The 24,246-nt window shown below is 65.7% G+C and carries 34 protein-coding genes and 2 tRNA genes; 4 read left to right on the forward strand and 32 right to left on the reverse strand.

Features of this window, described 5'->3' with window-relative positions; genetic code table 11:
• Positions 1-60: 60 nt before the first annotated feature.
• The 25 genes from secY to ACW18A_RS08375 all read right to left on the reverse strand — a co-directional run bounded on the left by secY (position 61) and on the right by ACW18A_RS08375 (position 14,877).
• On the reverse strand, positions 61-1,440 hold the full coding sequence (secY, locus tag ACW18A_RS08255; protein ID WP_492024284.1) for a preprotein translocase subunit SecY: 1,380 nt from the start codon (positions 1,438-1,440) through the stop codon (positions 61-63).
• 117 nt (positions 1,441-1,557) lie between these two features.
• Positions 1,558-2,151 (reverse strand): 50S ribosomal protein L15, encoded by a 594-nt coding sequence (rplO, locus tag ACW18A_RS08260; RefSeq protein ID WP_492024285.1) that lies wholly within the window; start codon positions 2,149-2,151, stop codon positions 1,558-1,560.
• A 176-nt stretch (positions 2,152-2,327) separates the two neighbouring features.
• On the reverse strand, positions 2,328-2,507 hold the full coding sequence (gene rpmD / locus ACW18A_RS08265; protein ID WP_492024286.1) for a 50S ribosomal protein L30: 180 nt from the start codon (positions 2,505-2,507) through the stop codon (positions 2,328-2,330).
• Between the two features lie 2 nt (positions 2,508-2,509).
• Positions 2,510-3,130 (reverse strand): 30S ribosomal protein S5, encoded by a 621-nt coding sequence (gene rpsE / locus ACW18A_RS08270; protein WP_492024287.1) that lies wholly within the window; start codon positions 3,128-3,130, stop codon positions 2,510-2,512.
• 11 nt (positions 3,131-3,141) lie between these two features.
• On the reverse strand, positions 3,142-3,504 hold the full coding sequence (rplR, locus tag ACW18A_RS08275; RefSeq protein ID WP_428149007.1) for a 50S ribosomal protein L18: 363 nt from the start codon (positions 3,502-3,504) through the stop codon (positions 3,142-3,144).
• 3 nt (positions 3,505-3,507) lie between these two features.
• Positions 3,508-4,041: a 50S ribosomal protein L6 gene (rplF, locus tag ACW18A_RS08280; protein WP_492024288.1), complete on the reverse strand. Its 534-nt coding sequence runs from the start codon at positions 4,039-4,041 to the stop codon at positions 3,508-3,510.
• Between the two features lies 1 nt (position 4,042).
• Positions 4,043-4,441 carry a 30S ribosomal protein S8 gene (gene rpsH / locus ACW18A_RS08285; RefSeq protein WP_271085879.1) on the reverse strand — a complete coding sequence of 133 codons (399 nt, stop codon included), beginning with the start codon at positions 4,439-4,441 and terminating at the stop codon, positions 4,043-4,045.
• A gap of 14 nt (positions 4,442-4,455) precedes the next feature.
• Complete coding sequence (rpsN, locus tag ACW18A_RS08290; protein WP_131249458.1) at positions 4,456-4,761, reverse strand: 30S ribosomal protein S14; 306 nt, start codon at positions 4,759-4,761, stop codon at positions 4,456-4,458.
• 19 nt (positions 4,762-4,780) lie between these two features.
• Positions 4,781-5,341 (reverse strand): 50S ribosomal protein L5, encoded by a 561-nt coding sequence (gene rplE / locus ACW18A_RS08295; protein ID WP_492024289.1) that lies wholly within the window; start codon positions 5,339-5,341, stop codon positions 4,781-4,783.
• The gene (gene rplX / locus ACW18A_RS08300; protein ID WP_303697167.1) at positions 5,341-5,649 is read right to left on the reverse strand and encodes a 50S ribosomal protein L24; all 309 of its coding nucleotides are present in this window, start codon (positions 5,647-5,649) and stop codon (positions 5,341-5,343) included. The genes rplE and rplX overlap by 1 nt, the downstream gene beginning before the upstream one ends.
• Before the next feature lie 2 nt (positions 5,650-5,651).
• The gene (gene rplN / locus ACW18A_RS08305) at positions 5,652-6,020 is read right to left on the reverse strand and encodes a 50S ribosomal protein L14 (RefSeq protein WP_077354965.1); all 369 of its coding nucleotides are present in this window, start codon (positions 6,018-6,020) and stop codon (positions 5,652-5,654) included.
• 18 nt (positions 6,021-6,038) lie between these two features.
• On the reverse strand, positions 6,039-6,290 hold the full coding sequence (gene rpsQ / locus ACW18A_RS08310) for a 30S ribosomal protein S17 (RefSeq protein WP_428149005.1): 252 nt from the start codon (positions 6,288-6,290) through the stop codon (positions 6,039-6,041).
• Positions 6,291-6,300: 10 nt separating this feature from the next.
• Positions 6,301-6,498 carry a 50S ribosomal protein L29 gene (gene rpmC / locus ACW18A_RS08315; RefSeq protein WP_271085875.1) on the reverse strand — a complete coding sequence of 66 codons (198 nt, stop codon included), beginning with the start codon at positions 6,496-6,498 and terminating at the stop codon, positions 6,301-6,303.
• Entirely contained in the window at positions 6,498-6,938 is a 441-nt protein-coding gene (gene rplP, locus ACW18A_RS08320) for a 50S ribosomal protein L16 (RefSeq protein ID WP_492024290.1), read from the reverse strand. Before rplP ends, rpmC begins: the two co-directional genes overlap by 1 nt.
• A gap of 5 nt (positions 6,939-6,943) precedes the next feature.
• A complete protein-coding gene (gene rpsC, locus ACW18A_RS08325; protein ID WP_428149004.1) occupies positions 6,944-7,693 on the reverse strand; it encodes a 30S ribosomal protein S3 in 750 nt (249 codons plus the stop codon).
• A gap of 1 nt (position 7,694) precedes the next feature.
• Positions 7,695-8,075: a 50S ribosomal protein L22 gene (gene rplV, locus ACW18A_RS08330; protein ID WP_492024291.1), complete on the reverse strand. Its 381-nt coding sequence runs from the start codon at positions 8,073-8,075 to the stop codon at positions 7,695-7,697.
• A gap of 1 nt (position 8,076) precedes the next feature.
• Positions 8,077-8,355, reverse strand: coding sequence for a 30S ribosomal protein S19 (gene rpsS, locus ACW18A_RS08335; protein ID WP_013268924.1), 279 nt, complete (start codon positions 8,353-8,355; stop codon positions 8,077-8,079).
• A gap of 2 nt (positions 8,356-8,357) precedes the next feature.
• A complete protein-coding gene (rplB, locus tag ACW18A_RS08340) occupies positions 8,358-9,191 on the reverse strand; it encodes a 50S ribosomal protein L2 (protein ID WP_492024292.1) in 834 nt (277 codons plus the stop codon).
• A gap of 4 nt (positions 9,192-9,195) precedes the next feature.
• A complete protein-coding gene (locus ACW18A_RS08345; protein ID WP_298158548.1) occupies positions 9,196-9,498 on the reverse strand; it encodes a 50S ribosomal protein L23 in 303 nt (100 codons plus the stop codon).
• Complete coding sequence (gene rplD, locus ACW18A_RS08350; RefSeq protein WP_298158546.1) at positions 9,498-10,166, reverse strand: 50S ribosomal protein L4; 669 nt, start codon at positions 10,164-10,166, stop codon at positions 9,498-9,500. Before rplD ends, ACW18A_RS08345 begins: the two co-directional genes overlap by 1 nt.
• Positions 10,166-10,918, reverse strand: coding sequence for a 50S ribosomal protein L3 (gene rplC / locus ACW18A_RS08355; protein WP_492024293.1), 753 nt, complete (start codon positions 10,916-10,918; stop codon positions 10,166-10,168). The genes rplD and rplC overlap by 1 nt, the downstream gene beginning before the upstream one ends.
• Before the next feature lie 22 nt (positions 10,919-10,940).
• On the reverse strand, positions 10,941-11,246 hold the full coding sequence (rpsJ, locus tag ACW18A_RS08360) for a 30S ribosomal protein S10 (protein WP_003164367.1): 306 nt from the start codon (positions 11,244-11,246) through the stop codon (positions 10,941-10,943).
• A 439-nt stretch (positions 11,247-11,685) separates the two neighbouring features.
• Positions 11,686-12,639, reverse strand: coding sequence for a GIN domain-containing protein (locus ACW18A_RS08365; protein ID WP_492024294.1), 954 nt, complete (start codon positions 12,637-12,639; stop codon positions 11,686-11,688).
• Between the two features lie 160 nt (positions 12,640-12,799).
• Complete coding sequence (locus tag ACW18A_RS08370) at positions 12,800-13,720, reverse strand: cupin-like domain-containing protein (RefSeq protein ID WP_492024295.1); 921 nt, start codon at positions 13,718-13,720, stop codon at positions 12,800-12,802.
• A gap of 11 nt (positions 13,721-13,731) precedes the next feature.
• Positions 13,732-14,877: a GNAT family N-acetyltransferase gene (locus tag ACW18A_RS08375; protein WP_492024296.1), complete on the reverse strand. Its 1,146-nt coding sequence runs from the start codon at positions 14,875-14,877 to the stop codon at positions 13,732-13,734.
• A 152-nt stretch (positions 14,878-15,029) separates the two neighbouring features.
• Here ACW18A_RS08375 and ACW18A_RS08380 point away from each other — a divergent pair, with 152 nt between their 5' ends.
• A complete protein-coding gene (locus ACW18A_RS08380; RefSeq protein WP_492024297.1) occupies positions 15,030-15,200 on the forward strand; it encodes a hypothetical protein in 171 nt (56 codons plus the stop codon).
• Positions 15,201-15,212: 12 nt separating this feature from the next.
• Here ACW18A_RS08380 and ACW18A_RS08385 read toward each other — a convergent pair whose 3' ends face one another.
• From ACW18A_RS08385 to ACW18A_RS08400, 4 genes are all read right to left on the reverse strand, one after another.
• Positions 15,213-16,007 (reverse strand): hypothetical protein, encoded by a 795-nt coding sequence (locus tag ACW18A_RS08385; RefSeq protein ID WP_492024298.1) that lies wholly within the window; start codon positions 16,005-16,007, stop codon positions 15,213-15,215.
• 409 nt (positions 16,008-16,416) lie between these two features.
• Complete coding sequence (gene tuf, locus ACW18A_RS08390; protein WP_492021680.1) at positions 16,417-17,607, reverse strand: elongation factor Tu; 1,191 nt, start codon at positions 17,605-17,607, stop codon at positions 16,417-16,419.
• A 52-nt stretch (positions 17,608-17,659) separates the two neighbouring features.
• Positions 17,660-17,733 (reverse strand) — tRNA-Gly (locus ACW18A_RS08395).
• An 88-nt stretch (positions 17,734-17,821) separates the two neighbouring features.
• Positions 17,822-17,905, reverse strand: a tRNA-Tyr gene (locus ACW18A_RS08400).
• 147 nt (positions 17,906-18,052) lie between these two features.
• On the opposite strand from ACW18A_RS08400, the gene rlmB reads away from it, so the two are divergent.
• From rlmB to ACW18A_RS08415, 3 genes are all read left to right on the forward strand, one after another.
• Positions 18,053-18,979, forward strand: a complete 927-nt coding sequence (rlmB, locus tag ACW18A_RS08405; protein ID WP_492024299.1) for a 23S rRNA (guanosine(2251)-2'-O)-methyltransferase RlmB — start codon at positions 18,053-18,055, stop codon at positions 18,977-18,979.
• Positions 18,980-19,007: 28 nt separating this feature from the next.
• Entirely contained in the window at positions 19,008-19,814 is an 807-nt protein-coding gene (locus tag ACW18A_RS08410) for a TerC family protein (RefSeq protein ID WP_492024300.1), read from the forward strand.
• 112 nt (positions 19,815-19,926) lie between these two features.
• The gene (locus ACW18A_RS08415) at positions 19,927-20,379 is read left to right on the forward strand and encodes a hypothetical protein (protein ID WP_492024301.1); all 453 of its coding nucleotides are present in this window, start codon (positions 19,927-19,929) and stop codon (positions 20,377-20,379) included.
• 1 nt (position 20,380) lies between these two features.
• Here ACW18A_RS08415 and metG read toward each other — a convergent pair whose 3' ends face one another.
• The 3 genes from metG to ACW18A_RS08430 form a co-directional block, all read right to left on the reverse strand.
• Entirely contained in the window at positions 20,381-22,084 is a 1,704-nt protein-coding gene (gene metG / locus ACW18A_RS08420; protein WP_492024302.1) for a methionine--tRNA ligase, read from the reverse strand.
• A 72-nt stretch (positions 22,085-22,156) separates the two neighbouring features.
• On the reverse strand, positions 22,157-23,515 hold the full coding sequence (locus ACW18A_RS08425; protein WP_492024303.1) for an MATE family efflux transporter: 1,359 nt from the start codon (positions 23,513-23,515) through the stop codon (positions 22,157-22,159).
• 209 nt (positions 23,516-23,724) lie between these two features.
• Positions 23,725-24,123 carry a DUF1489 family protein gene (locus ACW18A_RS08430; protein ID WP_492024304.1) on the reverse strand — a complete coding sequence of 133 codons (399 nt, stop codon included), beginning with the start codon at positions 24,121-24,123 and terminating at the stop codon, positions 23,725-23,727.
• Between the last annotated feature and the right edge of the window lie 123 nt (positions 24,124-24,246).

Here is a 24,246-nt window from a genome sequence, read left to right on the forward strand (position 1 = left end):
AGGCCCCTCCCCGGGCTCTTGGGCTCAAGTCGCTTGCATTTCAGCCAGCCGAACATCGCCTCAGCGGCGAACGGGCGCCGGCGCGCCGCGACCGCCACGACCGCGCAACTTGGCCTTCTTGATCAGGCCTTCGTACTGGTGCGCCAGAAGCTGCGACTGGATCTGCGCCACAGTGTCCATGGTCACCGACACGACGATCAGGATCGAGGTGCCGCCGAAGTACAGGCTGTTGCCCATCTGGGCGACCATCAGCTCCGGCAGGAGGCAGACGGCAGTGATGTAGGCGGCGCCGATCACGGTCAGTCGGGTCAGGACATAGTCCAGATACTCCGCCGTGCGCTTGCCCGGACGGATGCCCGGCAGGAAGCCGCCGTATTTGCGCAGGTTCTCGGCCGTGTCTTCAGGGTTGAAGGTGATCGAGGTGTAGAAGAAGCAGAAGAAGATGATCAGGGCTGCGTACAGCAGCATGAACAGTGGCTGGCCATGGCTCAGCTGGGCGGTCACGAGTGGCAGCCAGCTCATCCATTGCGGCAGGTCGGCCGTCGCCGTCATCTGCGCGACCGTGGTCGGCAGCAGCAGCAGGGACGAGGCGAAGATCGGCGGGATGACCCCGGCGGTGTTGACCTTCAGCGGCAGGAACGAACGTTCGCCCCCGGCCATCCGGTTGCCTTCCTGACGCTTCGGATACTGGATCAGCAGACGGCGCTGGGCCCGTTCCATGAAGACGATGAAGACGACGGTCGCCACGGCAAGGACCGCGAGGAACAGAAGGGCGAAGGCCGACATCTGACCCTGCTGGGCCAGGCCCAGCATGCGGGCGACGGTGCCCGGCAGGACCGCGACGATACCGGCGAAGATGATCAGCGAAATGCCGTTGCCGACACCGCGCGCCGTCACCTGCTCACCCAGCCACATCAGGAACATGGTACCGCCCGTCAGGGAGACGACGGTGGTGGCGATGAAGAAGACGCCGGGTTCGTCGATCAGGCCGGGCTGGGCGTTGAGGCCTGCCGCGATGCCGAACGACTGCGCCAGAGCCAGGAACACCGTCAGGTAACGGGTGTACTGGTTCAGCTGCTTGCGGCCGCTTTCGCCGCCTTCCTTCTTCAGCTTCTCCCACGGCGGATACACGCTGCCCATCAGCTGGACGATGATCGAGGCCGAGATGTAGGGCGTCACGTTCAGGGCGAAGACGGCCATCCGCTCGACGGCGCCGCCGGAGAACATGTTGAACATGTCCAGGACGCCACGCTGTCCGTCCGGGTCCTGGAAGAACTGGAGGAAGGCGGCCGAGTTGATGCCCGGGATCGGCACATAGGTGCCGATGCGATAGACGAGAAGCGCGCCAAGCGTGAACAGCAGACGCTTGTGGAGTTCGGTCGCCTTCGCGAACGAGCCCATGTTCATATTGGCGGCGAGTTGTTCGGCGGCCGAAGCCATGTGTCGTTACCCCGACTTGTCAGTACGCGGCGTCCGATCCGCTTTCGAATCCGACGCCTTCGTCCAGATAGGCGAAGGGCGGCCCCTTAGCGAGACCGCCCCACACGCTTTATTGGATTAAGCCTTGGCGGCCGTGCGGGTCGTGCGAGCCGAGATCTTGTTGGCGTCGCCACGCGGAGCCTTCGGCGCCGGGACCTTGCCCTTGGCCAGGTTGCGCTTCTCGACGCGAGCCGCAGCCTTGGCTTCGGCAGCGATACGCTCCTGAACGACCGAACCGCCTGCGGCCTCGATCGCCTTCACCGCGCCGGCCGAGGCCGACCAGACGATCAGATTCACAGCGGACTTCAGTTCGCCGGTGCCCAGGAGGCGAACGCCGTCCTTGACGCGGCGGATCACGCCGGCGGCGACCAGGGCGTCGCCCTTGATCTCACCCTTGATGTCCAGCTTGCCGCCATCGATGGCGTCCTGCAGGCGCCACAGGTTCACTTCGGCCAGCTTCAACGCGTTCGGATTGTTGAAGCCACGCTTTGGCATACGCATGTACAGCGGCATCTGGCCGCCTTCGAAGCCGCCGATGGCCACGCCCGAACGGGACTTCTGGCCCTTGACGCCGCGACCGGCGGTCTTGCCCTTGCCCGAACCCGGGCCGCGGCCGACGCGCATACGCTTTTTGTGGGCGCCTTCGTTGTCGCGAATTTCGTTCAGTTTCATGTGCCTGATCCTTTCGGGTGCTAGCGCCCGGGCCACCTCAAAGAGACGGGACCGGACTCGGCTGTGTGTTCGTTGGTGCTAGTGAAAAGTGCCAGTGAGCAAGATCAACAGCATGACCGGGCTCACTAGCACTTGCACTCTTCACTTATCAACGGCCGGAGCCCCGGCCGCGGCGCTTACTTTTCGACGATCTCGGTCAGGTGGGCGACCTTGGCGATCATACCGCGAACCGAGGGGGTGTCTTCCAGCGTGGACTCACGGCCCATGCGGTTCAGGCCCAGGCCCACCAGGGTGGCGCGCTGGTCGTTCTTGCGGCGGATCGGCGAACCGGTCTGCTTGATGGTGACAGTAGCCATACTCAGGACTCCACGGCTTCGGCGGCTTCGACCGGTGCCGAAGCGCCGTCGTTGCGACGGCCCATCAGGTCAGAGACCTTCTTGCCGCGCTTCGAAGCGACCTGGCGAGGCGAGGACTGGACTTTCAGCGCCTCGAACGTCGCACGGATCATGTTGTAGGGGTTCGACGAGCCCGTGGACTTGGCGACCACATCGGCGACGCCGAGGGTTTCCAGGACCGCACGCATCGGACCGCCCGCGATGACGCCGGTTCCCGGAGGGGCGGCGCGCATCATGATCTTGCCGGCGCCCCAACGGCCGTTGCCGTCGTGATGCAGGGTGCGGTTCTCGCGCAGGGGAACGCGGATCATCGTCTTCTTGGCTTCTTCGGTCGCCTTGCGGATGGCTTCCGGCACTTCGCGCGCCTTGCCGTGACCGAAGCCCACGCGACCCTTGCCGTCACCGACGACCATCAGGGCTGCGAAGGAGAAGCGACGGCCGCCTTTGACGGTGGCCGCGACGCGGTTGATGTGGACCAGCTTTTCGACGATGTCCGAATCCGGGCCATCGGCGACGGGGCCGTTGCGGTTGTCGCGACGATTGCGGTCGTTGCCGCCGCCGCCACGTTGAGGTGCTTGCGCCATCTGTGCGGTCCTTAGAAGTTCAGGCCGGCTTCACGCGCGGCATCCGCCAGCGCCTTCACCCGTCCGTGATAGATGTAGCCGCCGCGGTCGAAGACCACATCGGTGACGCCCTTCTCGATGGCGCGCTGGGCGACCAGCTTGCCGATCGCGGCAGCGGCCTCGACGTTGGAGCCCTTGGACGTCCCGGCCTTGTCGCCTTCCAGCGACGAGGCGGAAGCCACGGTGATCCCCTTGAGATCGTCGATGATCTGGGCCGAGATGTTCTTGTCCGAACGGTGCACGGACAGGCGCAGGCGACCATTGCCCATCGCCTTGAGGCGACGGCGGTTGCGCTCGGTGCGGCGGACGGCTTTTTGCTTGAGAGTCGTTGCCATGACTTACTTCTTCTTGCCTTCCTTGCGGCGCACCTTCTCGCCGGCATAACGGACACCCTTGCCCTTGTAGGGCTCCGGCGGACGCAGCTTGCGAATGTTGGCGGCCAGTTCGCCGACGACTTGCTTGTCCGGGCCCGAGATCTTGATCTCGGTCTGCTTCGGCACCGCGAAGGTCACGCCGGCCGGAGCCTTGACGTCCACTTCATGCGAGAAGCCGAGTTGCAGCGACAGGTCGTTGCCCTTCATGGCGGCGCGGTAACCGACGCCGACCAGCTCGAGCGTGCGCTCGAAGCCTTCGGTGACGCCGACGACCATGTTGTCCAGCAGCGTGCGCGACAGACCCCACATCGCGCGAGCGCGCTGGGTGTCGGCGCGGATCGCCAGGTTGAGTTCGCCGTTTTCCTGGGTGACTTCGACTTCGTCAGCGACAGACCACGAACGCTCGGCCTTGGGGCCTTTCACGGTCACGGTCTGGCCGTCGATGGTGACGGTCACGCCTTTCGGCAGGGTGATGGGACGTTTTCCGATACGGGACATCTTAGTAGACCCTGCAGAGGACTTCGCCGCCGACGTTGGCGTCGCGAGCAGCAGCGTCGGACATGACGCCCTTCGAAGTCGAAAGGATCGAGATGCCCAGACCGTTCTTGACCGGCTTCAGGTCGGTGATCGCCGAATAGACGCGGCGGCCCGGCTTGGACACGCGAGCGATTTCAGCGATGACCGGCTGGCCGTCGAAGTATTTGAGCTCGATCTCGAACTGCGGGAACTCACCGGGGTTCTGAACCAGCGAATAGCCGCGGATGTAGCCCTCGTCCTGCAGCACGTCGAGGACGCGCTGGCGCAGACGGGAAGCCGGGGTGAGCACTTTCGAACGCTTGCGCATGGCCGCGTTCTTCATGCGAGCGATCATGTCGCTCAGGGGATCGTTGATCATCATGTCTGTCGCTCCCCTTACCAGCTGGACTTCGTCAGGCCCGGGATCTGTCCCAGGTTGCCGAGTTCGCGCAGCGCGATCCGGCTCATCTTGAGCTTGCGATAGAAGGCCCGCGGACGGCCCGTCACTTCGCAGCGGTTGCGGATCCGGACGGCGGCCGAGTTACGCGGCAGCTCGGCCAGCTTCAGGCGGGCGTCGAAACGCTCTTCCAGAGGCAGGCTCTCGTCGTTGGCGGTCGCCTTGAGGGCGGCCCGCTTCGCGGCATACTTCGCAACAAGGGCTTTCACCATCTCGTTACGGTTTACGGCGCTTTTCTTTGCCATTTTGCTTTTCCCTTCCCGCTCAGTTCTTCACGAACGGGAACTTGAACTCGGTCAGAAGCGCGCGCGCCTCGTCATCGGTCCTGGCCGTGGTGCAGACGATGATGTCCATGCCCCACATCTGATCGATCTGGTCGTAGTTGATCTCCGGGAACACGATGTGCTCCTTGAGGCCCATGGCGTAGTTGCCGCGACCATCGAACGACGTCGGCTTGAGGCCCCGGAAGTCCTTCACGCGCGGCAGGGCGATCGTGATCAGACGGTCCAGGAACTCGTACATCTGGTCGCCGCGCAGGGTGACCTTGCCGCCGATGACCATGCCTTCGCGCAGCTTGAAGCCGGCGATGGAGTTGCGAGCCTTGGTGGCCACAGCCTTCTGGCCGGCGATCGCGGTCAGATCCTTGAGGGCCGCGTTGGCCTTCTTGGAGTCGGCGACAGCTTCACCGATGCCCATGTTCAGGACGATCTTGTCCAGACGCGGCATCTGCATCGGGTTGGTGTAACCGAACTTCTCGGTCATCACGCCCTTGATGCGGGTGTTGAACTCGTCCTTCAGACGAGGGGTATATTTGGTATCGGCCATCAGATGACGTCTCCCGTCGTCTTGGCGAAGCGAACCTTTTTGTCGCCTTCCATGCGGAAGCCGACACGGCTCGCCTTGCCGTTGGCGTCGGCGATCGCGACGTTCGACAGGTGAAGCGTGGCTTCCTTGTTCTTGATGCCGCCCTGGGGGTCGCCCTGGGTCGGACGCGTGTGGCGCTGGACCATGTTCACGCCCTGGACCAGGACGCGGTTCTCGGTCGGCAGCACCCTGGTGACTTCACCGGTGCGGCCCTTGTCCTTGCCGGCGAGGACGACGACACGGTCGCCCTTTTTGATCTTGGCGGCCATGGCTACAGGACCTCCGGGGCCAGCGAGATGATCTTCATGTGGTTCTTGGCGCGCAGTTCGCGAGGAACCGGGCCGAAAATCCGCGTGCCGACCGGCTCGTTCTGCTTGTTGACGATGACAGCGGCCGACTTGTCGAAACGAATGACCGAACCGTCCTTGCGCTGGATGTCCTTGGCGGTGCGCACGACGATGGCGCGAACCACTTCACCCTTTTTGACGCGGCCACGAGGAATCGCTTCCTTGACCGAGGCGACGATAGTGTCGCCCACCGAGGCGTAGCGACGCTTAGCGCCGCCGAGCACCTTGATGCACATGACCCGGCGAGCACCCGAATTATCGGCTACCTCCAGGTTAGTTTGCATCTGGATCATAGTGTCAGATCCCTCTGATTACGACGCCGAGGCCGGGGTGTCCTTCGAGAGGACCTCCCAACGCTTCAGCTTGGACTTCGGGGCGCACTCGACGATGCGGGCGATGTCGCCTTCTTTGAAAGCGTTCGCTTCGTCGTGGGCGTGGTACTTCTTGGAGAGGCGCACGATCTTTTTCATGACCGGGTGCAGCAGTGTGCGTTGGACGACGACGACGACAGTCTTGTCGCCCTTGTCGGACACGACCACGCCTTCGAGAATTCGCTTGGGCATAGTGGTTTCCTTACGAGGCCGACCGCTTCTCACGCAGAAGCGTCGAGATGCGGGCGATGTCTTTGCGAACTTCACCAACGCGGTGAGTTTTTTCCATCTGGCCGGTAGCGGCCTGGAAACGCAGGTTGAATTGCTCTTTCTTCAGCGAGAGCAGCTGGTCGCCCAGCTGGTCCGGCGTCTGCGAGCGCAGATCGGCGATCTTGGTCATCAGGCGACGTGCTCCACGTGCGCGATACCGGCGTCCAGGCGGGTAACCACCTTGGTGCGGACCGGCAGCTTGGCGGCACCCAGACGCAGGGCTTCGCGAGCCACGTCGTCGGCGACGCCGTCGATTTCAAAGAGGATCCGGCCCGGGTGGCAGCGCGCCGCCCAGTGGTCCACGGCGCCCTTGCCCTTGCCCATGCGGACTTCGGCAGGCTTGCCCGAGACGGGAACGTCCGGGAAGACGCGGATCCAGACGCGACCCTGACGCTTCATCTGACGGGTGATCGCGCGGCGGGCCGCCTCGATCTGACGCGCAGTGATCCGTTCCGGCTCGAGGGTCTTCAGGCCATACGAACCGAAGTTCAGCGAGAAGCCACCCTTGGCAGCGCCGTGGATACGGCCCTTGAAGGCCTTCCGGTACTTGGTTTTCTTAGGCTGCAGCATGTTCCCTAGCCCTCACGGCCACGGCGGGGACCACGGTCACCGCGCGGGCCACCACGTTCGCGGCCTTCGTTGGACGACGGACCGGCAGCTTCCAGAGCCCAGCGCTTGTCCTGGGCCATCGGGTCGTGCTCGAGCACTTCGCCTTTGAACACCCAGACCTTCACGCCGATGATGCCGTAGGTCGTCTTGGCCTGAATGAAGCCGTAGTCGATGTCGGCGCGCAGGGTGTGCAGCGGCACACGGCCTTCGCGATACCACTCCATCCGCGCGATTTCCGCGCCGCCGAGGCGGCCCGACACGTTGATGCGAACGCCTTTGGCGCCCAGGCGCATGGCCGACTGCATCGAACGCTTCATGGCGCGACGGAAGGCGATCCGGCGTTCCAGCTGCTGCGCGATGTTCTCGGCGATCAGCTGGGCGTCAGTTTCAGGCTTGCGGACCTCGACGATGTTCAGATGAACTTCGCCTTCGGTGCGGGCCGAGATGTCCTTGCGGAGCTTCTCGATGTCAGCGCCCTTCTTGCCGATCACGACACCCGGACGGGCGGCGTAGATCGTCACGCGGCACTTCTTGTGCGGACGCTCGATGATGATGCGCGAAACGCCGGCAGCGTTCAGGCGCTCCTTGAGCCACGTGCGCAGCGCCAGGTCCTGGTGCAGCAGACGGGCGTAGGTCGGGCCGTCGGCGAACCAGCGGCTGTCCCACGTACGGTTCACGCCGAGGCGGAAACCGATCGGATTGATTTTCTGACCCATATCAGGCGGCCTCGCCGGCTTCACGGACCACGATGGTGATCTCGCTGAACGGTTTCAGGATACGCGACGAGCGACCACGAGCGCGGCTCGCGAAACGCTTCATCACCAGGTTCTTGCCCACGAAGGCCTCGGACACGATCAGGTTGTCGATGTCGAGGTTGTGGTTGTTCTCGGCGTTCGAAACGGCCGAATACAGAACCTTGCGGACGTCGTCCGAGATGCGCTTGCGGCTGAACTCGAGTTCGTTCAGCGCCTTTTGCACCGGCAGACCACGGATCGACTGGGCGACCAGGTTCAGCTTCTGAGGGCTGATCCGGACGTTCACCAGCTTGGCGCGGGCTTCGGTCAGACCGACGCGACGGGGATTGTTGGTCTTTGGCATCTTACTTCCGCTTCGCTTTCTTGTCCGCGGCGTGGCCGGGGAACGAACGGGTGGGCGAGAACTCGCCCAACTTCATGCCGACCATGTCCTCGTTCACGTGCACAGGGACGTGCTTGTGACCGTTGTGGACGCCGAACGTCAGGCCCACGAACTGCGGCAGGATGGTGGAGCGGCGCGACCAGGTCTTGATCACGTCCTTGCGGCCCGACGTCGAAACGGCGTCGGCCTTCTTGAGCAGATACCCGTCGACGAACGGGCCTTTCCAGGAGGAACGAGCCATCTTTAGCGAGCCTTCTTAACGTGGCGGGTACGGATGATGAACTTGTCCGTCGCCTTGTTCTTGCGGGTGCGGGTGCCCTTGGTGTCCTTGCCCCACGGCGTAACCGGGGTGCGACCGCCAGAGGTCCGGCCTTCACCACCACCGTGCGGGTGATCGATCGGGTTCATGGCGACGCCGCGAACGTGCGGACGGAAGCCCATGTGACGAACGCGACCGGCCTTGCCGAGGTTCTGGTTCATGTGGTCGGCGTTCGAAACGGCGCCCACCGTGGCCATGCAGCCGTCCAGAACCATGCGCAGTTCGCCGGAGCCGAGGCGGATCTGGGCGTAACCCTGATCGCGTCCCACCAGTTGGGCATAGGCACCGGCCGAACGGGCCAGCTGGGCGCCCTTGCCCGGCTTCATCTCCACGCAGTGGATGATGGTGCCGACGGGGATGGAGCGAAGCGGCATGGCGTTGCCAGGCTTAACGTCCGTCTTTTCACCGGCCACAATCGTGTCACCCGCCTTCAGGCGTTGCGGCGCGATGATGTAGGCCTTTTCGCCGTCCTCATAGGTGATGAGGGCGATGAAGGCGGTACGGTTGGGGTCGTACTCCAGCCGCTCGACGGTCGCCGTCTGGAACCTGCGGCGCTTGAAGTCGATCTTGCGATACAGGCGCTTGGCGCCGCCGCCGCGGAAGCGAACGGCGATGCGACCGCCCTGACCACGTCCGCCCGACTTGGTCAGGCCTTCGGTCAGCGACTTTTCCGGACGGCCCTTGAAGAGCTCCGAACGGTCGATCAGCACCAGGGCGCGACGGCCCGGCGAAGTCGGATTGTATGTTTTCAAGGCCATCTGATCAGAGCCCCGTCGTGACGTCGATCGACTGGCCGTCGGCCAGCGTCACGATCGCTTTTTTGATGTCGACCCGACGGCCCATGATGCCGCGGAAGCGCTTGGTCTTGCCCTTTTGGACGAGGGTGTTGACCTTCAGGACGTTGACCTTGAACAGGCTTTCGACCGCAGCGGCGATCTCGTCCTTGGTCGAGGTTCCGGCAACGCGGAACACGACCTTGTTTTGCTCCGACAGGATCGTCGCCTTCTCGGTGATGATCGGCGACAGGATGGTGTCGTAGTGTTTGGCGGTGGGTTGGGCAGCCATTACGCGGCGTCCTTCTCGGCTTGCTCGCGACGCGACGGCTTCATGTCGGCGTAGCGGGCTTCGATGGCTTCGACGGCGGCCTTCGAGAGCACCAGCTTGTCGGCGCGCAGGATGTCATAGACGTTCAGGCCGGCATTCGGCAGCACGTGGATCTGCGGGATGTTCCGCGAGGCCAGCGCGAAGTTCGCGTCGACTTCCGGACCGGCGATGATCAGCGTGCGGGTCCAGCCCAGCTTGCCGAAGGTCTCGCGCAGGGCGGAGGTCTTGGCGTCCTTGACCGTCAGGGCGTCGACGACGACGAGATCGCCGGACTTCGCCTTGGAGGACAGGGCGTGACGCAGGGCCAGGGCACGAACCTTCTTGGGAAGGTCGAAGCCGTGATCGCGAACGATCGGGCCGAAGGCGCGCGAACCGCCGACGAACTGCGGTGCACGACGCGAACCGTGACGAGCGCCGCCGGTGCCCTTCTGCTTGTACATCTTCTTGCCCGTACGAGAGTTCTCGTTGCGGGTTTGAACCTTGTGTGTGCCGGCGCGGCGTTTGGCCAGCTGCCAGTTGACGTAGCGGGCCAGAAGGTCGCCGCGAATGTCGGTGATGCCGAAAACGGCGTCCGACAGTTCAACGTCGCCCGAGGCCTTGCCGTCGAGTTTGATGACCGAGAGTTTCATTACGCTTCACCGCCTTCGACGGTTTCGACCGCAACCGGCTCTTCAGCAGGCGTTTCGGCCGGAGCGGCTGCAGCGCCGCCCTTGGTCTTGAACGAGCCGGGGAACGGCAGGTCAGCATGCGTCTTCTTGTGCGCGTCGCGGACCTTGACCCACGATCCTTCGTGGCCGGGGACAGCGCCCTTGACCAGGATCAGGCCGCGCTCGGCGTCGACACGGACGATGGTCAGGTTCTGGGTGGTGATCGTCTCGTTACCGAGCTGACCCGCCATCTTCTTGCCCTTGAAGGTCTTGCCCGGGTCCTGGCGTTGGCCGGTGGAACCCAGCGACCGGTGCGACACGGACACACCGTGCGACGCCCGCAGACCGCTGAAGTTCCAGCGCTTCATACCGCCCTGGAAGCCCTTGCCGATGGTCTCACCCTGGATGTCGACCTTCTGACCGACGACGAAGTGGTCCGCCGTGAGGGTCGCTCCGACGTCGATCATGGCGTCGTCCGACACGCGGAACTCCATGACGACGTGCTTGGGCTCGACTTCCGCCGTGGCGAAGGTCGTGCGTTGAGCCTTGTTCGTATTTTTTGCCTTCTTGGCCCCGGCACCCAGCTGCAGGGCGACGTAGCCGTCCCGCTCCTGAGTGCGTTGGCCGACGACCTGACAGTCGTCGAGCTGAAGCACAGTGACCGGAACGTGCGCGCCGTCTTCGGCGAACACGCGGGTCATGCCCAGCTTCTTGGCGATCACGCCCGTGCGCATATCGGATCCCGCCTTTGTTTCTTTAAATCTTGATCTCGACGTCCACGCCGGCGGACAGGTCGAGCTTCATCAGCGCGTCCACAGTCTGCGGGGTGGGGTCGACGATATCGAGGACACGCTTGTGCGTGCGGATTTCAAACTGCTCGCGCGACTTCTTGTCGACGTGCGGCGAGCGGTTCACGGTGAACTTTTCGATCAGGGTCGGCAGCGGGATCGGACCACGTACAGTGGCGCCCGTGCGCTTGGCCGTATTCACGATTTCGCGCGTCGAAAAGTCGAGGACGCGGTGATCGAAGGCCTTGAGCCTGATGCGGATGCTTTGATCCATATCGGTCGTATTTCCCAAGCAGGCGAACCTGCGTCCCTGTGAACCATTTCAAAGACCGGAGGCCTTCAGGCACGAATGCCTTCAGAGTACGCACGTCCGCAAAAACGATCGGCCCACGCAGTCGCCCGCGAGAGCCGTTGAAGTCCCAGGTCGCTGCAAAGAACAGGTCCGAGGTCGTTCCTGCGGACCGCGTCTGCAGATTGCTCTGCACAGCCGGTCCAACAAGAGTTGGCGCTTATGACGATTGATTCCGTTTTGGTCAAGCGGCTCGGGGGTCCGAGGGCCACTTTCTCTCGCCCAAGGGGCGATCCGGCTGCGCACGCCCCGGTGCCCTGCTCCGGCCAGGTTCGAGTCCTGAGGTGGGCAGGACATGGAATGACGGCCCGGGGGGTTCCACACACCCGGGCCGTCTCCTTTCAGCAAACTGGGTTCAGGAGCCTCAGTTGCCGATGCGCACCCGGCCTCCGCCCCTGACGGATTGGGAGACCGAGCCGGTGACCCGACCCACGCGGACGTCGCCGCTGCCCAACAGGCTGGCGTCCAGGCTGGCAACCGTGCCTGTGACCGTGATGTTGCCCGAGCCAGCGATGGAAGCGTCCATCGCGCCAGCATCGCCCGTGATGGTGATGTCGCCCGAGCCGACAATGGAGCCATCCACCGACGAGGGCCTGCCGCCGTTGATCCGGATGTCGCCCGAGCCGGCGATGGCCGCATCGACGTCGCCTGTGGCCCCGGCGACGGTGATCGTGCCCGAGCCGCCGATGGAGGCGTCGAGCGAGCCGGTCGCGCCGGCGGTGATGTTGCCCGACCCGCCGATGGAGGCTTCCAGGCTGCTCGAGGTCCCGGCTCGGATACTGCCCGAGCCGCCGATCGACAGGTCGGCCGAGCCTGCGGTGTTGGCCACGGTCCAGTCGCCGCAGCCGCCGCTGCCCAGTTCGATCGAGGTCGCGCCACGGCCGATGGAGCCGAACACGGCGGAGTCTTCGACCGAGATATCCACCGCCGGCGGCGAGCGGACGACGATCAGCGGGGCGGCGGACAGGTTGACCCGGCCATGCTCGCGCACCTCCACGGACGCGCCCTCCCCCGGCTGACGGGCGTTCGCCGGACCGCTCTCGCAGCGGCGGAAGGCGCGACGGCCGAGGTTGCCGTTGATGCGGACCTCGTCGCCGGAGCGGGTCACGGTCGGCAGGGGCAGGCCGCCCGAGCCCGGCTCGATCTCGACGGCGACGTCGGTGCGGTTCTCGACGATGACCACGACGCGGGCGGCGGCGTAGCGAATGCGGACTTCGCTGTCAGCCTGGGCCGAGGCGGGGGCTGCAGCGCCGAGCACGGCCAGCACGGCGACGGATGCGGCGGCGGTGACAGCGAATTTGCGAACGGGGGCTTTCATGGCGTGGGTTCTTCTCCTGAAGTTGAGACGAACCTGACCCCGCGATGAACGGAAGTCAGTTTAACTCGACGTCATGACCTCGAATTCACCTGCAGCCCCTGCGAAACCCCCGCTGTCAGGCGACAGCGCCACCAATGTGAACTCGCGGTAAGGCGGCGGTTCAGGTCTGCAACGCCCCTGCCCCGTCGGCGGCGCCGATCTCCGGGGTGAAATCGCGCTCGAAATGCTCGATCCGGCTCTTCAATCCGCCGACGCGGCGCAGGGCCAGGGACGCGGCCCAGCGCGCGGCCAGTTCGGGTGTCGACATGCTGTCGGTGAAGCGCGGACGCCCTCCCCGGCTGCGGATCACGGCATTGGTGTAGATGGCGCCGTTGCGGAACCGCGTGGGCCAGGTCTGGAAGTCCATCGACAGCGAGACGCAGAACCGGTCGAGGTTCTCGACCCGGTGCGGCGCATAGAGCGGCCAGGTCAGGGCCTCGCCCGGTTCCAGATCCATGACCTGGGCGTCGGCCTCGAAGGCGCGGGTATAGGGCAGTTCCTCGGTCGTCTGGCGGGCCACGACCTGCTCCATCGCCGTCTCGGGCAGATGCTCTTCGTCGCCAGGATAGATAAAGAGGCGTTTGCGGCCCCGCAGGTGGAACAGGATCACCCCGGCGGCGTCGAAATGGTACGGCACCCTGGCGACCGGCGAGGAGATGATCAGCTGGCCGGCGTTGGTCACGGCCTTCATGCCGGGATAGGTGGACTGGATCGTCCGGAACTCGCCCATGGCGGCATTCCACAGGTCGGGACAGCCGGCCTCGGCCTGACGCAGATTGACCCACAGCCGGCCGGCCTGGATGGCGGCCAGCAGTTGGTCACCCGACAGCCCGCCGCGCGCGCCGGTACGCAGCGAGACCTGACCCTCGTCGTCGTAGTCATACAGGTTGATGTCGAAGAGCTCCGCCGGATAGCGGTGCAGGATTTCCGCCAGGGCTTCGTCGGTGGCGAAGCCCTGCTCGACCAGGGCGTGCGGGTGCTTTTTGGCCTGGTCGATCGGGCCGGGATAACGGGTGCGGCGGGAGGCGTTCGTCTGGGTCATGCTCATCTCGATCAGGCGGCCGGGCGGGCGCCGCTCACCTTCTTCATGGCCGCGCCGGCGGCGGCGACGGCGCCCATCAGCCGGTTGGCGGGGCTGGTCTCGCAGGCCTCGATTGCGGCCCAGCGACGCCGCACGCTGGTGCGCAGCCGCTCGCCCTTGCCGCCTGCGGCGGTGTTCAACAGACCCACGGCCGCGTCCGACAGCATCGACCCGACACCCGGCTTGAGGATCACGGCCTCGCGCACCGTCTGGGTCGCGTTGCAGAAATATTTCTTGTAGCCCTCGCCGCCGAAACCGAAATCGAAGACCCGGAAGCCCGCCTCGCAGCCCAGCTGCATCGTGTCTATCGTCAGGAGGATGCCGGGCGAACAGCGCGCCAGGGTCGGCTCATAGGCCGGGAACCAGAAATGGTAGCGGTCGCCGGCGTGCAGCGAATATTCGATCGCCGTCAGCCTGTCCCCGGCCCAGAGCGCCGCCATCGAGGCACCGAAATCCTCGTGCTCCGAGGCCATCAGGGCGTGCAGCAGATCACGCGTCCAGCCGCAGGCGAAGATGTCGTGGCGACCGGTGCGCGCATACTGGGCACGCTTCAGCCCGATCAGATGGTCGAGCAGTTCGGGATCCCTGAGGCCGCGCTCGACCCGGATCGGGCCCAGTTCGGCCTCGAGGCTGCGGCGCGCCCGCTCCTTGTCCTTGAAATACTTGCCCCAGGTCTGGCGACGCCCGGCGTACCAGGCGTCGAAGCCCTCTTCGGGCGTGACGGTCATCAGGGTCTCGCGCAACTCGCCCGCGCCCGACGGCCCGACCCAGGCGGAGACGTTCAGCCGGGGCGCATTCAACAGGGCCGCGACGGTCGCCAGCGACGGCGCCTCGCCCGGCATGGCGATGACGCCGTGATAGTCGTTCATCGGCGCGCCGAGCGGCTGGATCGCCGATCCGCGACGCTGGTGCGGAAAATAGCCGATCGTGCGTCCGCCACGGCTGAAGATCGCCACGGCGGCGTCCGGACTGATGCGGGCGGCGATCTCGGTGAACTCCCAGCGGAAGTAGGGGCTGGCCAGATCGGGATTGGCCTCGACCATGGCGCGCCACAGCACCCGGTCCGCGACCGTCAGCCGATCCGCCTTGACGATCTCGATCTTTAGCGTTCGGGGCATGCAAGTCTCCGACCCGTGCCTCCAAGCAAGGCGCGTTCCGCCTTGAGGACTAGCGCACGGGCCGTTTCGGGACGGTGTAATGGCGTGGTGAACGAAAGGTTTGGGACCCCGCGGCGGGGCTGGAGCGTTGGGTCCGCGACAGGAGCCTGACCATGATCGACCCCGACCCCGCCCGCGCCCCGCGCCAGACCGAGAACGAGAACCAGCGCCCCGCCGGTGACGGCCAGCCTCCGCGACCCGCGACCGAGCCGGTCGGGTCGAAGGGATCGAGCAACTCCGGGGAGACGGCGACCGATCCGGCGACGGGGACGCCGAACGGGTAGCCCTTCCTTTCGTCATTGCCCGGCTTGACCGGGCAACCCTTCGTCATCCTCCGGTCGATCGAAGATCGGACCGGGGGAGGCGCCGAAGGCGATCTGTGCAGGCAGGATGTCGGAGGCAGGCGGGCGCGCGACAGCTTCGCGCTCACGCGCGCCGCTGGGTCCCCCGGTCTCGCTACGCTCCCCGGAGGATGACGAAGGCAGAGAGGCATCGTCTTCGCATGACTTCACGCGCACCAGTTCGCCATTCCGGGTGATGCGGAAGCCGCGCACCGGCCCCTGCTGTTCCAGAGTCTCCGTGAATTCAGAGTCCAGATAGTCCCTAGAGTCCTGTTCGGCCTCTTCGGCCTCTTCGGCCTCGATGTCACGGGCGCGTTGGCGGATCTGGTATTTGCGGACCTCTTCCTCCTCGGCCCAGCGGCGCAGTTCGGCCTCGCGGACCTCGATGATCTCGGCGACCTTGTGCCAGCGCAGGAATTCGGCGGAATCCCCGCGGAGGACCGCGCGCGTCATCCGGGCCTCGGCGACGCCCGACAGGTCGCCCCACTCGATCCTGTCGAGATCGCCGCCGATGCTTTCCTCGAGCATGCGGCCCTCGTCCCAGGGATCGAGCGACTGAGGCGGGATCCAGGGCTGGTCCGAGCGTCGCCAGCCCTCGCGAGCCGCCCGGTTGCGCAAGGCCGACAGGCTCACACCGTGCCGCCGGCAGCAGTCGGGCCCCGACAGACCGGCGAGATAGTCGGCCTTTGCAGCCGCCCACACCTCATCGGGGGCGACCTGTCGGCCGCTGTTTGTCACCTGATCATCCATGTCCGTGCCTCCGCCAAAGGACCGGACAGTGTGAGGGCGTTTCAGGGGGTGATGGGTATAAGGGCTTTAAATAGAGTCGGGCATTGATTGTATTGGGGAATTGGGACGATCCGTTGATGGGTGTGGCAGGTTCCCTTCTCCCCTTGCGGGAGAAGGTGGCAGCCCTCCGACTTGATCGGGGGGCTGACGGATGAGGGGTCGTACAGAGGCCGGAATGGGCCTGAGCAGCGCTGACATCTGACGTCAGCGTGACCCCTCATCCGACCTCGCTTCGCTCGGCCACCTTCTCCCGCAAGGGGAGAAGGGTAAAGAAAAAGGCCCCCCGGTTCGCACCGGAGGGCCTCTTTAACTCAGTCCGCGCTCAAGCAGCGAACGACCGCGTCGTTCGCGTCAGCGCAACAAGAAAGTCCTACTCGAGGATTTTGGCGACGACGCCGGCGCCGACGGTGCGGCCGCCTTCACGGATGGCGAAGCGCAGGCCCTGGTCCATGGCGATCGGGGTGATCAGTTCGACGTTCAGCTCGGCGTTGTCGCCGGGCATGATCATCTCGACGCCTTCCTTCAGCTGAACGATGCCGGTCACGTCCGTGGTGCGGAAGTAGAACTGCGGGCGGTAGTTGGTGAAGAACGGCGTGTGACGGCCGCCCTCTTCCTTGTTCAGGATGTAGGCTTCGGCGACGAACCTGGTGTGGGGCGTAATGGAGCCCGGCTTGCACAGGACCTGGCCGCGCTCGACGTCTTCACGCTTGGTGCCGCGCAACAGCACGCCGACATTGTCGCCCGCCTGACCCTGGTCCAGAAGCTTGCGGAACATTTCCACGCCCGTGCAGGTCGTCTTCTGGACCGGGCGGATGCCGACGATCTCGACTTCCTCACCGACCTTGACGATGCCCTTTTCGATCCGGCCGGTCACCACGGTGCCGCGGCCCGAGATCGAGAAGACGTCTTCCACCGGCATCAGGAACGGCAGGTCCAGGGGACGGGCCGGCTGCGGGATGTAGTCGTCGACGGTCTGCATCAGGGCCAGAACCTGGTTCTCGCCGATCTCCGGGTTCACGCCGTCGGTCGCGGCCTTGGCCGAACCCATGGTGATCGGAATATCGTCGCCCGGGAACTGGTAGGACGAAAGCAGCTCGCGCACCTCCATCTCGACCAGCTCGAGCAGCTCGGCGTCGTCGACCAGGTCGACCTTGTTCATGAACACGACCAGGGCCGGCACGCCGACCTGACGGGCCAGCAGGATGTGCTCGCGGGTCTGGGGCATCGGGCCGTCGGCGGCCGACACGACCAGGATCGCGCCGTCCATCTGGGCGGCACCGGTGATCATGTTCTTCACATAGTCGGCGTGGCCGGGGCAGTCGACGTGGGCATAGTGACGGTTGGCCGTCTCATACTCGACGTGAGCCGTGTTGATCGTGATGCCGCGGGCCTTTTCTTCAGGAGCCGCGTCGATGTCGGCGTAGTTCATCGCCTTGCCGCCGCTGGCCTTGGCCAGGGCCATCGTGATCGCCGCCGTCAGCGTCGTCTTGCCGTGGTCCACGTGACCGATCGTGCCGATGTTGCAATGCGGCTTGTTACGTTCGAACTTTTCCTTGGCCATGGCCAAACTCCTGATGGCCCGGGTTGAGGGGCGCTGGGTGCTATCAAAAACCTGGAGCGGGTAGACGGAATCGAACCGACATATTCAGCTTGGAAGGCTGCTGTATTACCATTATACTATACCCGCACGGAAACTACGGCAGCCCTTTGTTTTCACAAAGAAACTTCCGCAGAAGATCCTCAACGAAAACCCTGCCGTCCGTATCGAAAGCGCGTGGTGGGGGAAGCAGGACTCGAACCTGCGAAGCTTACGCAGGGGATTTACAGTCCCCCCCCTTTGCCACTCGGGACATTCCCCCAGCGCGCTATATCGATCCGTCCGAACCGTCCCTGACCAATCTTTCGACCGGCGTCGGAACAAAAGGCTTCAAGGTCGGGACACGCCTGAGATAGAGGGAGCGCCAGACCCGAAAGCCCTAGGGCTCCAAATCGGAGGGCGTCTTATAGTGTCGAGAAATCCAGAACGCAACGACCGGAAATCGGGTCAAAAACCGACCGGCAAACCGGCCTTCAAAGGCCGATCCGGCGACGCTTCGCCAGATTCCAAGGCTTCATCCAGGGGCGGTCCTGACCGGGGCGGCTGGAACCCCAACCCGCCGACCAAGGCGTTCAGCACGGCCGCTCCGCGCGCCGGACGGGGCAAGGTCGACGCCGACGGCTTCGTCTGGGGCCGACATCCCGTACTGGCGGCGCTGGCGAACCCGGCGCGCAAGGGAATGGGGCGTCTTCTGGCGACCGCCGATCGCGCCGCCGAACTGGAACGCGACGGCATCCCCAACGGTCACAAGGTCGAGGTGATCGACGGCCTGGCGCTGGAGCGGATGCTGCCCGCCGGGGCGGTGCACCAGGGCCTGGCCTTCAAGGTCCAGCCGCTGGAAGGCGTGGCGCTGGAGGATTTCGCCGACCCCGCCGGGGGAATCATCGTCATGCTGGACCAGCTGACCGATCCCCAGAACGTCGGCGCCATCTTCCGCTCGGCGCTCGCTTTCGGCGCCAGGGGAATCATCGTGCAGGACCGGCATTCACCGGTGCTGGCCGGGGCCCTGGCCAAGGCGTCGGCCGGGGCGACGGAACGTCTGCCCTGCGCACGGGTGACGAATCTGTCGCGAGCGCTCGAGACCCTGGCCGATCTCGGCTGGCGGGCGGTCGGGCTGGACGGCGCGTCGGAGGAACTGCTGGAGGACGCGCTGGATCACCGGCCCACCGTGCTTGTCATGGGATCCGAGGGTGACGGCATCCGACGGCTGGTGGCCGAACACTGCGACGTCCTGGCCAAAATCCCCATGCCGGGCGGATTCGAGAGCCTGAACGTCTCCAATGCGGCGGCCGTGGCTCTATATGAGGCGACGAAGAAGCAGCGGTTGCTTGATTAGACCTCGGTCCCTGCCCTAACAGCGCCTCATGGAATTCCTCAGCTCCCCCGAATTCGCCAGCCAGCTCTCCGCCCTCGGCAAGGTATTGGCCATCGATCTGGTCCTGGCCGGCGACAACGCCGTGGCCGTGGGCCTGGCCGCCGCCGCCCTGCCGCAGGAGCTGCGTCGCAAGGCCATCCTGATCGGTCTGGCCGCCGCCGTCGTGCTGCGGATCCTTTTCGCCCTGGTCACGGTGCAGCTTCTGGCCATCATCGGCCTGCTGATCGCGGGCGGGGTGCTGCTGCTGTGGGTGTGCTGGAAGATGTGGCGCGAGCTGCAGGAGGCCGCTACCCACGATCAGGCCGAAGCCCAGGCGGAGCTCGAGCTGGCCCTCGCCATCGAGCACGGCAAGGGGCCTTCGCCCGAGGAGATGGGGCTGAAGCGCAAGACCTTCGGCGCGGCCATGGTCCAGATCCTGATCGCCGACGTGACCATGTCGCTGGACAATGTGCTGGCCGTGGCCGGCGCGGCGCATGACCACCCGTGGATCATGGTGTTCGGTCTGGTTCTGTCGATCGGCCTCATGGGCGTCGCGGCAACCTATATCGCCAAGCTGCTGAGCCGTTATCGCTGGATCGGCTATGTCGGCCTGGTCATCGTGCTCTACGTCGCCATCCACATGATCTGGGACGGCTATCGTTCGACCGTGGTCCGGGCGCTGGCCGTCGAGCAGCACAACGCCTCGGCCCCGGCCTTCCTCGATGTCACCGCCAAGGAGGTGGAGAAGTCGTGCCGGCCGGAGAAGGGCGAGAAGCTGACGGTCTGTCTGGCACAGGCCGCCCTCGCCAAACCCTGATCCGACCTGATGGGGCGCGGCATCCGGCTTTCGGTCCCATTGGCAGCGGGCTAAGGTCTTCGGGCGCGGTCAGGTGGGACAGAGGTCCGCGTCGCCGCGCGGGGGAACCGGAATGAGCCTTCTTCTCGCCCTTGCCTTGATCAGCGCCCCCCTGTCGGCGGCTTCCACCACGGTCACGCCGCCACCGGCCGTCCAGGCCGGGCCGCGCACCGTCCTCGTCGGCGATCCGCTGCGCCGTCCGATCCTCGATGGGCTGCGGCCGGCGATCCAGCGCGATCTGGGGGGGCAACCCGTTCAGTTCATGGTCGATCGGCTGCGGGTGCAGGGCGACTGGGCCTTCTATGCCGGTTCGATTCAGCAGCCGAACGGTCGGCCGATCGACTTCAGCCAGACCCGTTACGCCAGCGCGATCGAAAACGGGGTCTTCGACGGACCCGGGACGTTCGCCCTGCTCCGCCGGAGCGCCGGCGCATGGCGCGTGGTGACCTTCGTCGTCGGCCCGACGGACGTGGCCTATCTGGGCTGGTCCGACGCCCACGGTGCGCCCAAGGCCCTGTTCGACTAGATCACGCGGCCCCGCCGAAGCGTTCGGACCACTCAGCGACCTGGACGTCCTCGATCTTCCTGAACAGGACCTCGGCCGATGCCACCTCCTGGCCGCGTGGCAGGCGGTCCAGCAGGGCGTCGCCCGCGCCCGGCCAGGACAGGTCTGTTTCTCCCACCGTGGCCGCGATCACCGGCGCGGTGAACGCCATGACCGGTGCCGCCAACCGCGCGAACAGGGCGACGAGGTTCAGCCCGGTGCGGACGCCGACGGCGGCGCGATCGACATCGGTCTTGAACGCGGTCCAGGGCGCGGCTTCCTGAAGGTATTCGTTGCCCAGCACCCAGACGGCGCGCAGGGCCTGGCAGGCCTTGCGGAACTCCATGGCCTCGAAGGCCGCAGTCGCCTCGGCGATGCCGGCGCGGATGTCGGCGTCGAGCTTCTGTTCCAGCGGGCCGGGTTCGCCGCCGTCCGGGACCACGCCGTCGAACTTCGATTCCGCGAACTTGACGATCCGGTTGACGAAATTGCCCAGCACGTCGGCCAGGTCCTTGTTCGTCGTCGACTGGAACTGCTCCCAGGTGAAGGCCGCGTCCGACCCTTCCGGCCCATAGGCGGTCAGATGCCAGCGCCAGTAGTCGGCGGGCAGGATTTCCAGCGCCTGGTCCATGAAGACGCCGCGCTTCTGCGACGTCGAGAACTTCCCGCCGTACCAGTTCAGCCAGTTGAAGGCCTTGAGCGTATCGACCGTCTTCCACGGCTCCCCGGAGCCCAGGATGGTCGCGGGGAAGCTGACGGTGTGGAAGGCGACGTTGTCCTTGCCCATGAACTGGACGTAGCGGACGTCGTCGGCTCCCTCGTCCAGCCGCCACCAGTCGCGCCAGGTCCGGCCATTGGCCTCGGCCCACTCCTCGGTCGCGCCGATGTATTCGATGGGGGCGTCGAACCAGACGTAGAAGACCTTGCCCTCCATGCCGGGACGCGAACCGCCGTCGGGACCGACCACCGGCACGCCCCACTTCAGGTCGCGGGTAATGCCCCGGTCGATCAGGCCCTCGTCGAGGTGTTTCAGGGCGATCGACCGGGCCAGGGTCTGCCAGTCGGTCTTCGATTCGATCCAGCCCCGGATGCGATCCTCGATCTTCGTCTGCAGCAGATAGAGGTGGCGGGTGTCGCGAACCTCAAGGTTGGTCGAGCCGGAGACCGACGAATACGGCGCGATCAGATCGGTCGGGTCCAGCAGGCGGCCGCAGTTGTCGCACTGGTCGCCGCGCGCGCCGACGTGGCCGCAGTGGGGGCAGGTCCCCTCGACGTAGCGGTCGGGCAGGAAGCGGGCGTCGTCGATCGAATAGATCATCCGGTCGACGCGTTCCTCGATCAGGCCGTTCTCCTCCAGCACCCTGGCGAAATGCTGGGTCAGGCGACGGTTGGGCTCGCGCGAGGAGCGGCCGAACCAGTCGTAGCTCAGCCCGAAGGCGGCACCGGCGGCCTTCTGGATCTCATGCTGTTCGTCGCAATAGGTCTGGACGTCCTGACCGGCGGCGGCGGCGGCCAGTTCGGCCGGGGTGCCGTGTTCGTCGGTGGCGCAGATGTAGAGGGTCTCGTGGCCCTGTGCCCGCTTGAAGCGGGCGAAGACGTCGGCCGGCAGCATCGAGCCCGCCAGATTCCCCAGGTGCTTGATGCCGTTGATATACGGCAGCGCCGAGGTGATCAGGATGCGGGACATAGGATTCCGGGAAGCCAGGAGCAGGTTTGGGGTGAAGAGTGCTAGTGCCAGTGAGCAAGGAGCGAAAGCTGCTCACCAGCACTTTTCACTAGCACCTTGCGGTCGCCGCCGCGCCACCCTCACAAACCGCCCCGTCAACAGGGCGGAAGACACAAGGCTGGCGATGATCACGGCCCAGACCAGGCCATTGACCCCGATCTCGTGCGCCAGGACCCAACCCAAAGGCATCATGACCCCGCCGTAGGCGGCGAAGTGGATGATCGTGGGCCACCAGACGTCGCCGGCCGCGCGGTTGGCCTGGGCCGCGACGACCTGGATGCCGTCCGCCACGAAGAACAGGGTCGCCAGAACCAGGGCGGGCGCGGCGATGGCCAGCAGCAGGGGATCGCGATTGTAGGCCCCGACCATCAGATGCGCGCCGGGCCAGACCAGCAGGGCGACGATCAGGGTCAGGCCGGTGACCACACCGATCCCGACCAGACCCGCCCGCAACGCGCCTTGGCTGTCCCCTGCCCCATAGGCGCGACCGACCAGCACGGCCGTCGCCGACGACAGGCCCATGGGGACCATGAAAACGATCGCCGACACGTTCAGCACCACCGCCCAGGCCGCCGTCTCGTTGGCGCCCAGCTGGCCGGCGATGAAGGTCATGGCGGCGAAGGCCGCGACCTCGATGAAATAGGACGAGCCGCCGCCATAACCGATGCGGCGCTGTTCGGCGGCGGCGACCGGATCGGGCCTCGGCCGGGTGAAGATCCCCAGCGCCCGCGCCTCCGGCAGGCGGACGATGTAGATCACCAGGAAGATCGCCAGCGCCGCCCGCGCCGCGAAGGTCGCCCAGCACGAGGCCTCGGCGCCATTGATGCCGAGGCCGAGCAGATCGGGCACCAGCAGCAGGTTGAGCGCCAGGTTGACGCCGTTGGCCACCCACATGGCGACCATGCCGGGCTTGGGTTTACCGAGCGCTTCGAGGAAGAACTGGGCTGCGACCGACACGAGGTAGGCAGGCATGGACAGGGCCAGCACGATCAGGGCGGGGCTCGCGCCCTCGGCCAGACCGGCTTCGAGGTTGAGCTGGCGCAGGAGCCAGGGGCCGACAAAGATCAGGGCGATACAGGCGGCGACGCCGAGCTGCAGCGCATAGACGAATCCGCGCCGGAGCACGGCCCCGACCTCGGCGCGGCGTCCCTCGCCCAGCATCCGGGCCGTCATGACCTGGACGCCGAACAGCAGGCCGACCGCCGTCACGACGATGATCGAATGCGGCGCCCAGGCAAGGGAATGAAAGGCCAGTTCGCGCGAGGCGTAGTTACCGACCACGATCGCGTCGGTCAGCCCCATGGTCATGATGCCGATCCGCGCCAGCACCACCGGCCAGGCCAGGGTCAGAAGCTCGCGGGTCGCGGCGCGGGTGGAGGGGGAGAAGATCATGGGAGGGCGCGGAGACCACGTCGAGGCACGAAGGTCAACACGGTCCTTCTCCCCTTGCGGGGGAAGGTGGCCGAGCGGAGCGAGGTCGGATGAGGGGTCACGCTGACGTCTGAAGTCCGCTCAATCAGCCCTCCCGCCAACAGCCGGTGTGACCCCTCATCCGTCAGCCTTCGGCTGCCACCTTCTCCCGCAAGGGGAGAAGGACGCTCTCACCACGCCCCCATCTCGCGCAGCTGTTTCGCCAGGTCATCGGGCATGTCGCCGGCGTCCAGCGTCGACAGGTCGGCGGGCGCGTCTTTTGGATCGAAATAGCGCCAGCCCTGGAAGGGTCGCCGGGCGAGGGGCGCGGTGCGGATCACCCGGGGCGCGAGGGTGATCAGGCACTGGGAGGCCTTGCCCTCCCCTTCAGTCGTGATGTCGGTGATCGGCATCCGACAGGCGACCGAACCCTTGATGACCCAGAACAGGGAGCCGCCGTCTTCGAGTTCCGCGGCGCGTTTGGGCGTCATCCGGGTGTGGACGGTCAGCCATTCGTTCTTCGCGGCGCGACGTTCCAGCGTCTCGACCTCGGAAACGCCGACGCAGAGTTTGATCATGTGGAGAGGCATGGGGGAGGCATTAACATCTCCCTCCCCGACCGGGGAGGGTCGTCGCGAAGCGACGGGGTGGGAACGGCGGGTAACGCGGATGCAGGAGGGCGGAGTTTCGCCTTGCCGCCCCCACCCGGTCTC

This window comes from Brevundimonas sp. AVps5, from assembly GCF_058681515.1.

What these genes read in the sequence shown, in the direction of transcription:
- rplO (WP_492024285.1), bottom strand. Translation starts at nt 2,151, where the DNA reads ATGAAACTGAACGAAATTCGCGACAACGAAGGCGCCCACAAAAAGCGT.
- ACW18A_RS08415 (WP_492024301.1), top strand. Translation starts at nt 19,927, where the DNA reads ATGAGCCTTCTTCTCGCCCTTGCCTTGATCAGCGCCCCCCTGTCGGCG.
- rplP (WP_492024290.1), bottom strand. Translation starts at nt 6,938, where the DNA reads ATGCTGCAGCCTAAGAAAACCAAGTACCGGAAGGCCTTCAAGGGCCGT.
- rplF (WP_492024288.1), bottom strand. Translation starts at nt 4,041, where the DNA reads ATGTCCCGTATCGGAAAACGTCCCATCACCCTGCCGAAAGGCGTGACC.
- rplC (WP_492024293.1), bottom strand. Translation starts at nt 10,918, where the DNA reads ATGCGCACGGGCGTGATCGCCAAGAAGCTGGGCATGACCCGCGTGTTC.
- rpsQ (WP_428149005.1), bottom strand. Translation starts at nt 6,290, where the DNA reads ATGCCCAAGCGAATTCTCGAAGGCGTGGTCGTGTCCGACAAGGGCGAC.
- tuf (WP_492021680.1), bottom strand. Translation starts at nt 17,607, where the DNA reads ATGGCCAAGGAAAAGTTCGAACGTAACAAGCCGCATTGCAACATCGGC.
- secY (WP_492024284.1), bottom strand. Translation starts at nt 1,440, where the DNA reads ATGGCTTCGGCCGCCGAACAACTCGCCGCCAATATGAACATGGGCTCG.
- ACW18A_RS08365 (WP_492024294.1), bottom strand. Translation starts at nt 12,639, where the DNA reads ATGAAAGCCCCCGTTCGCAAATTCGCTGTCACCGCCGCCGCATCCGTC.
- rpsS (WP_013268924.1), bottom strand. Translation starts at nt 8,355, where the DNA reads ATGGCTCGTTCCTCCTGGAAAGGCCCGTTCGTCGACGGGTATCTGCTC.
- rpsJ (WP_003164367.1), bottom strand. Translation starts at nt 11,246, where the DNA reads ATGGATCAAAGCATCCGCATCAGGCTCAAGGCCTTCGATCACCGCGTC.
- rplX (WP_303697167.1), bottom strand. Translation starts at nt 5,649, where the DNA reads ATGGCCGCCAAGATCAAAAAGGGCGACCGTGTCGTCGTCCTCGCCGGC.
- ACW18A_RS08370 (WP_492024295.1), bottom strand. Translation starts at nt 13,720, where the DNA reads ATGACCCAGACGAACGCCTCCCGCCGCACCCGTTATCCCGGCCCGATC.
- rplD (WP_298158546.1), bottom strand. Translation starts at nt 10,166, where the DNA reads ATGAAACTCTCGGTCATCAAACTCGACGGCAAGGCCTCGGGCGACGTT.
- metG (WP_492024302.1), bottom strand. Translation starts at nt 22,084, where the DNA reads ATGTCCCGCATCCTGATCACCTCGGCGCTGCCGTATATCAACGGCATC.
- ACW18A_RS08430 (WP_492024304.1), bottom strand. Translation starts at nt 24,123, where the DNA reads ATGCCTCTCCACATGATCAAACTCTGCGTCGGCGTTTCCGAGGTCGAG.
- ACW18A_RS08385 (WP_492024298.1), bottom strand. Translation starts at nt 16,007, where the DNA reads ATGGATGATCAGGTGACAAACAGCGGCCGACAGGTCGCCCCCGATGAG.
- rplN (WP_077354965.1), bottom strand. Translation starts at nt 6,020, where the DNA reads ATGATCCAGATGCAAACTAACCTGGAGGTAGCCGATAATTCGGGTGCT.
- rplB (WP_492024292.1), bottom strand. Translation starts at nt 9,191, where the DNA reads ATGGCCTTGAAAACATACAATCCGACTTCGCCGGGCCGTCGCGCCCTG.
- rpmD (WP_492024286.1), bottom strand. Translation starts at nt 2,507, where the DNA reads ATGGCTACTGTCACCATCAAGCAGACCGGTTCGCCGATCCGCCGCAAG.
- rplV (WP_492024291.1), bottom strand. Translation starts at nt 8,075, where the DNA reads ATGCCAAAGACCAACAATCCCCGTCGCGTCGGTCTGACCGAAGCCCGC.
- rpsH (WP_271085879.1), bottom strand. Translation starts at nt 4,441, where the DNA reads ATGATGATCAACGATCCCCTGAGCGACATGATCGCTCGCATGAAGAAC.
- rplE (WP_492024289.1), bottom strand. Translation starts at nt 5,341, where the DNA reads ATGGCCGATACCAAATATACCCCTCGTCTGAAGGACGAGTTCAACACC.
- ACW18A_RS08410 (WP_492024300.1), top strand. Translation starts at nt 19,008, where the DNA reads ATGGAATTCCTCAGCTCCCCCGAATTCGCCAGCCAGCTCTCCGCCCTC.
- ACW18A_RS08345 (WP_298158548.1), bottom strand. Translation starts at nt 9,498, where the DNA reads ATGGCTGCCCAACCCACCGCCAAACACTACGACACCATCCTGTCGCCG.
- rpsN (WP_131249458.1), bottom strand. Translation starts at nt 4,761, where the DNA reads ATGGCAAAGAAAAGCGCCGTAAACCGTAACGAGATGGTGAAAGCCCTT.
- ACW18A_RS08380 (WP_492024297.1), top strand. Translation starts at nt 15,030, where the DNA reads ATGATCGACCCCGACCCCGCCCGCGCCCCGCGCCAGACCGAGAACGAG.
- rpmC (WP_271085875.1), bottom strand. Translation starts at nt 6,498, where the DNA reads ATGACCAAGATCGCCGATCTGCGCTCGCAGACGCCGGACCAGCTGGGC.
- rplR (WP_428149007.1), bottom strand. Translation starts at nt 3,504, where the DNA reads ATGGCAACGACTCTCAAGCAAAAAGCCGTCCGCCGCACCGAGCGCAAC.
- rpsC (WP_428149004.1), bottom strand. Translation starts at nt 7,693, where the DNA reads ATGGGTCAGAAAATCAATCCGATCGGTTTCCGCCTCGGCGTGAACCGT.
- ACW18A_RS08375 (WP_492024296.1), bottom strand. Translation starts at nt 14,877, where the DNA reads ATGCCCCGAACGCTAAAGATCGAGATCGTCAAGGCGGATCGGCTGACG.
- rpsE (WP_492024287.1), bottom strand. Translation starts at nt 3,130, where the DNA reads ATGGCGCAAGCACCTCAACGTGGCGGCGGCGGCAACGACCGCAATCGT.
- ACW18A_RS08425 (WP_492024303.1), bottom strand. Translation starts at nt 23,515, where the DNA reads ATGATCTTCTCCCCCTCCACCCGCGCCGCGACCCGCGAGCTTCTGACC.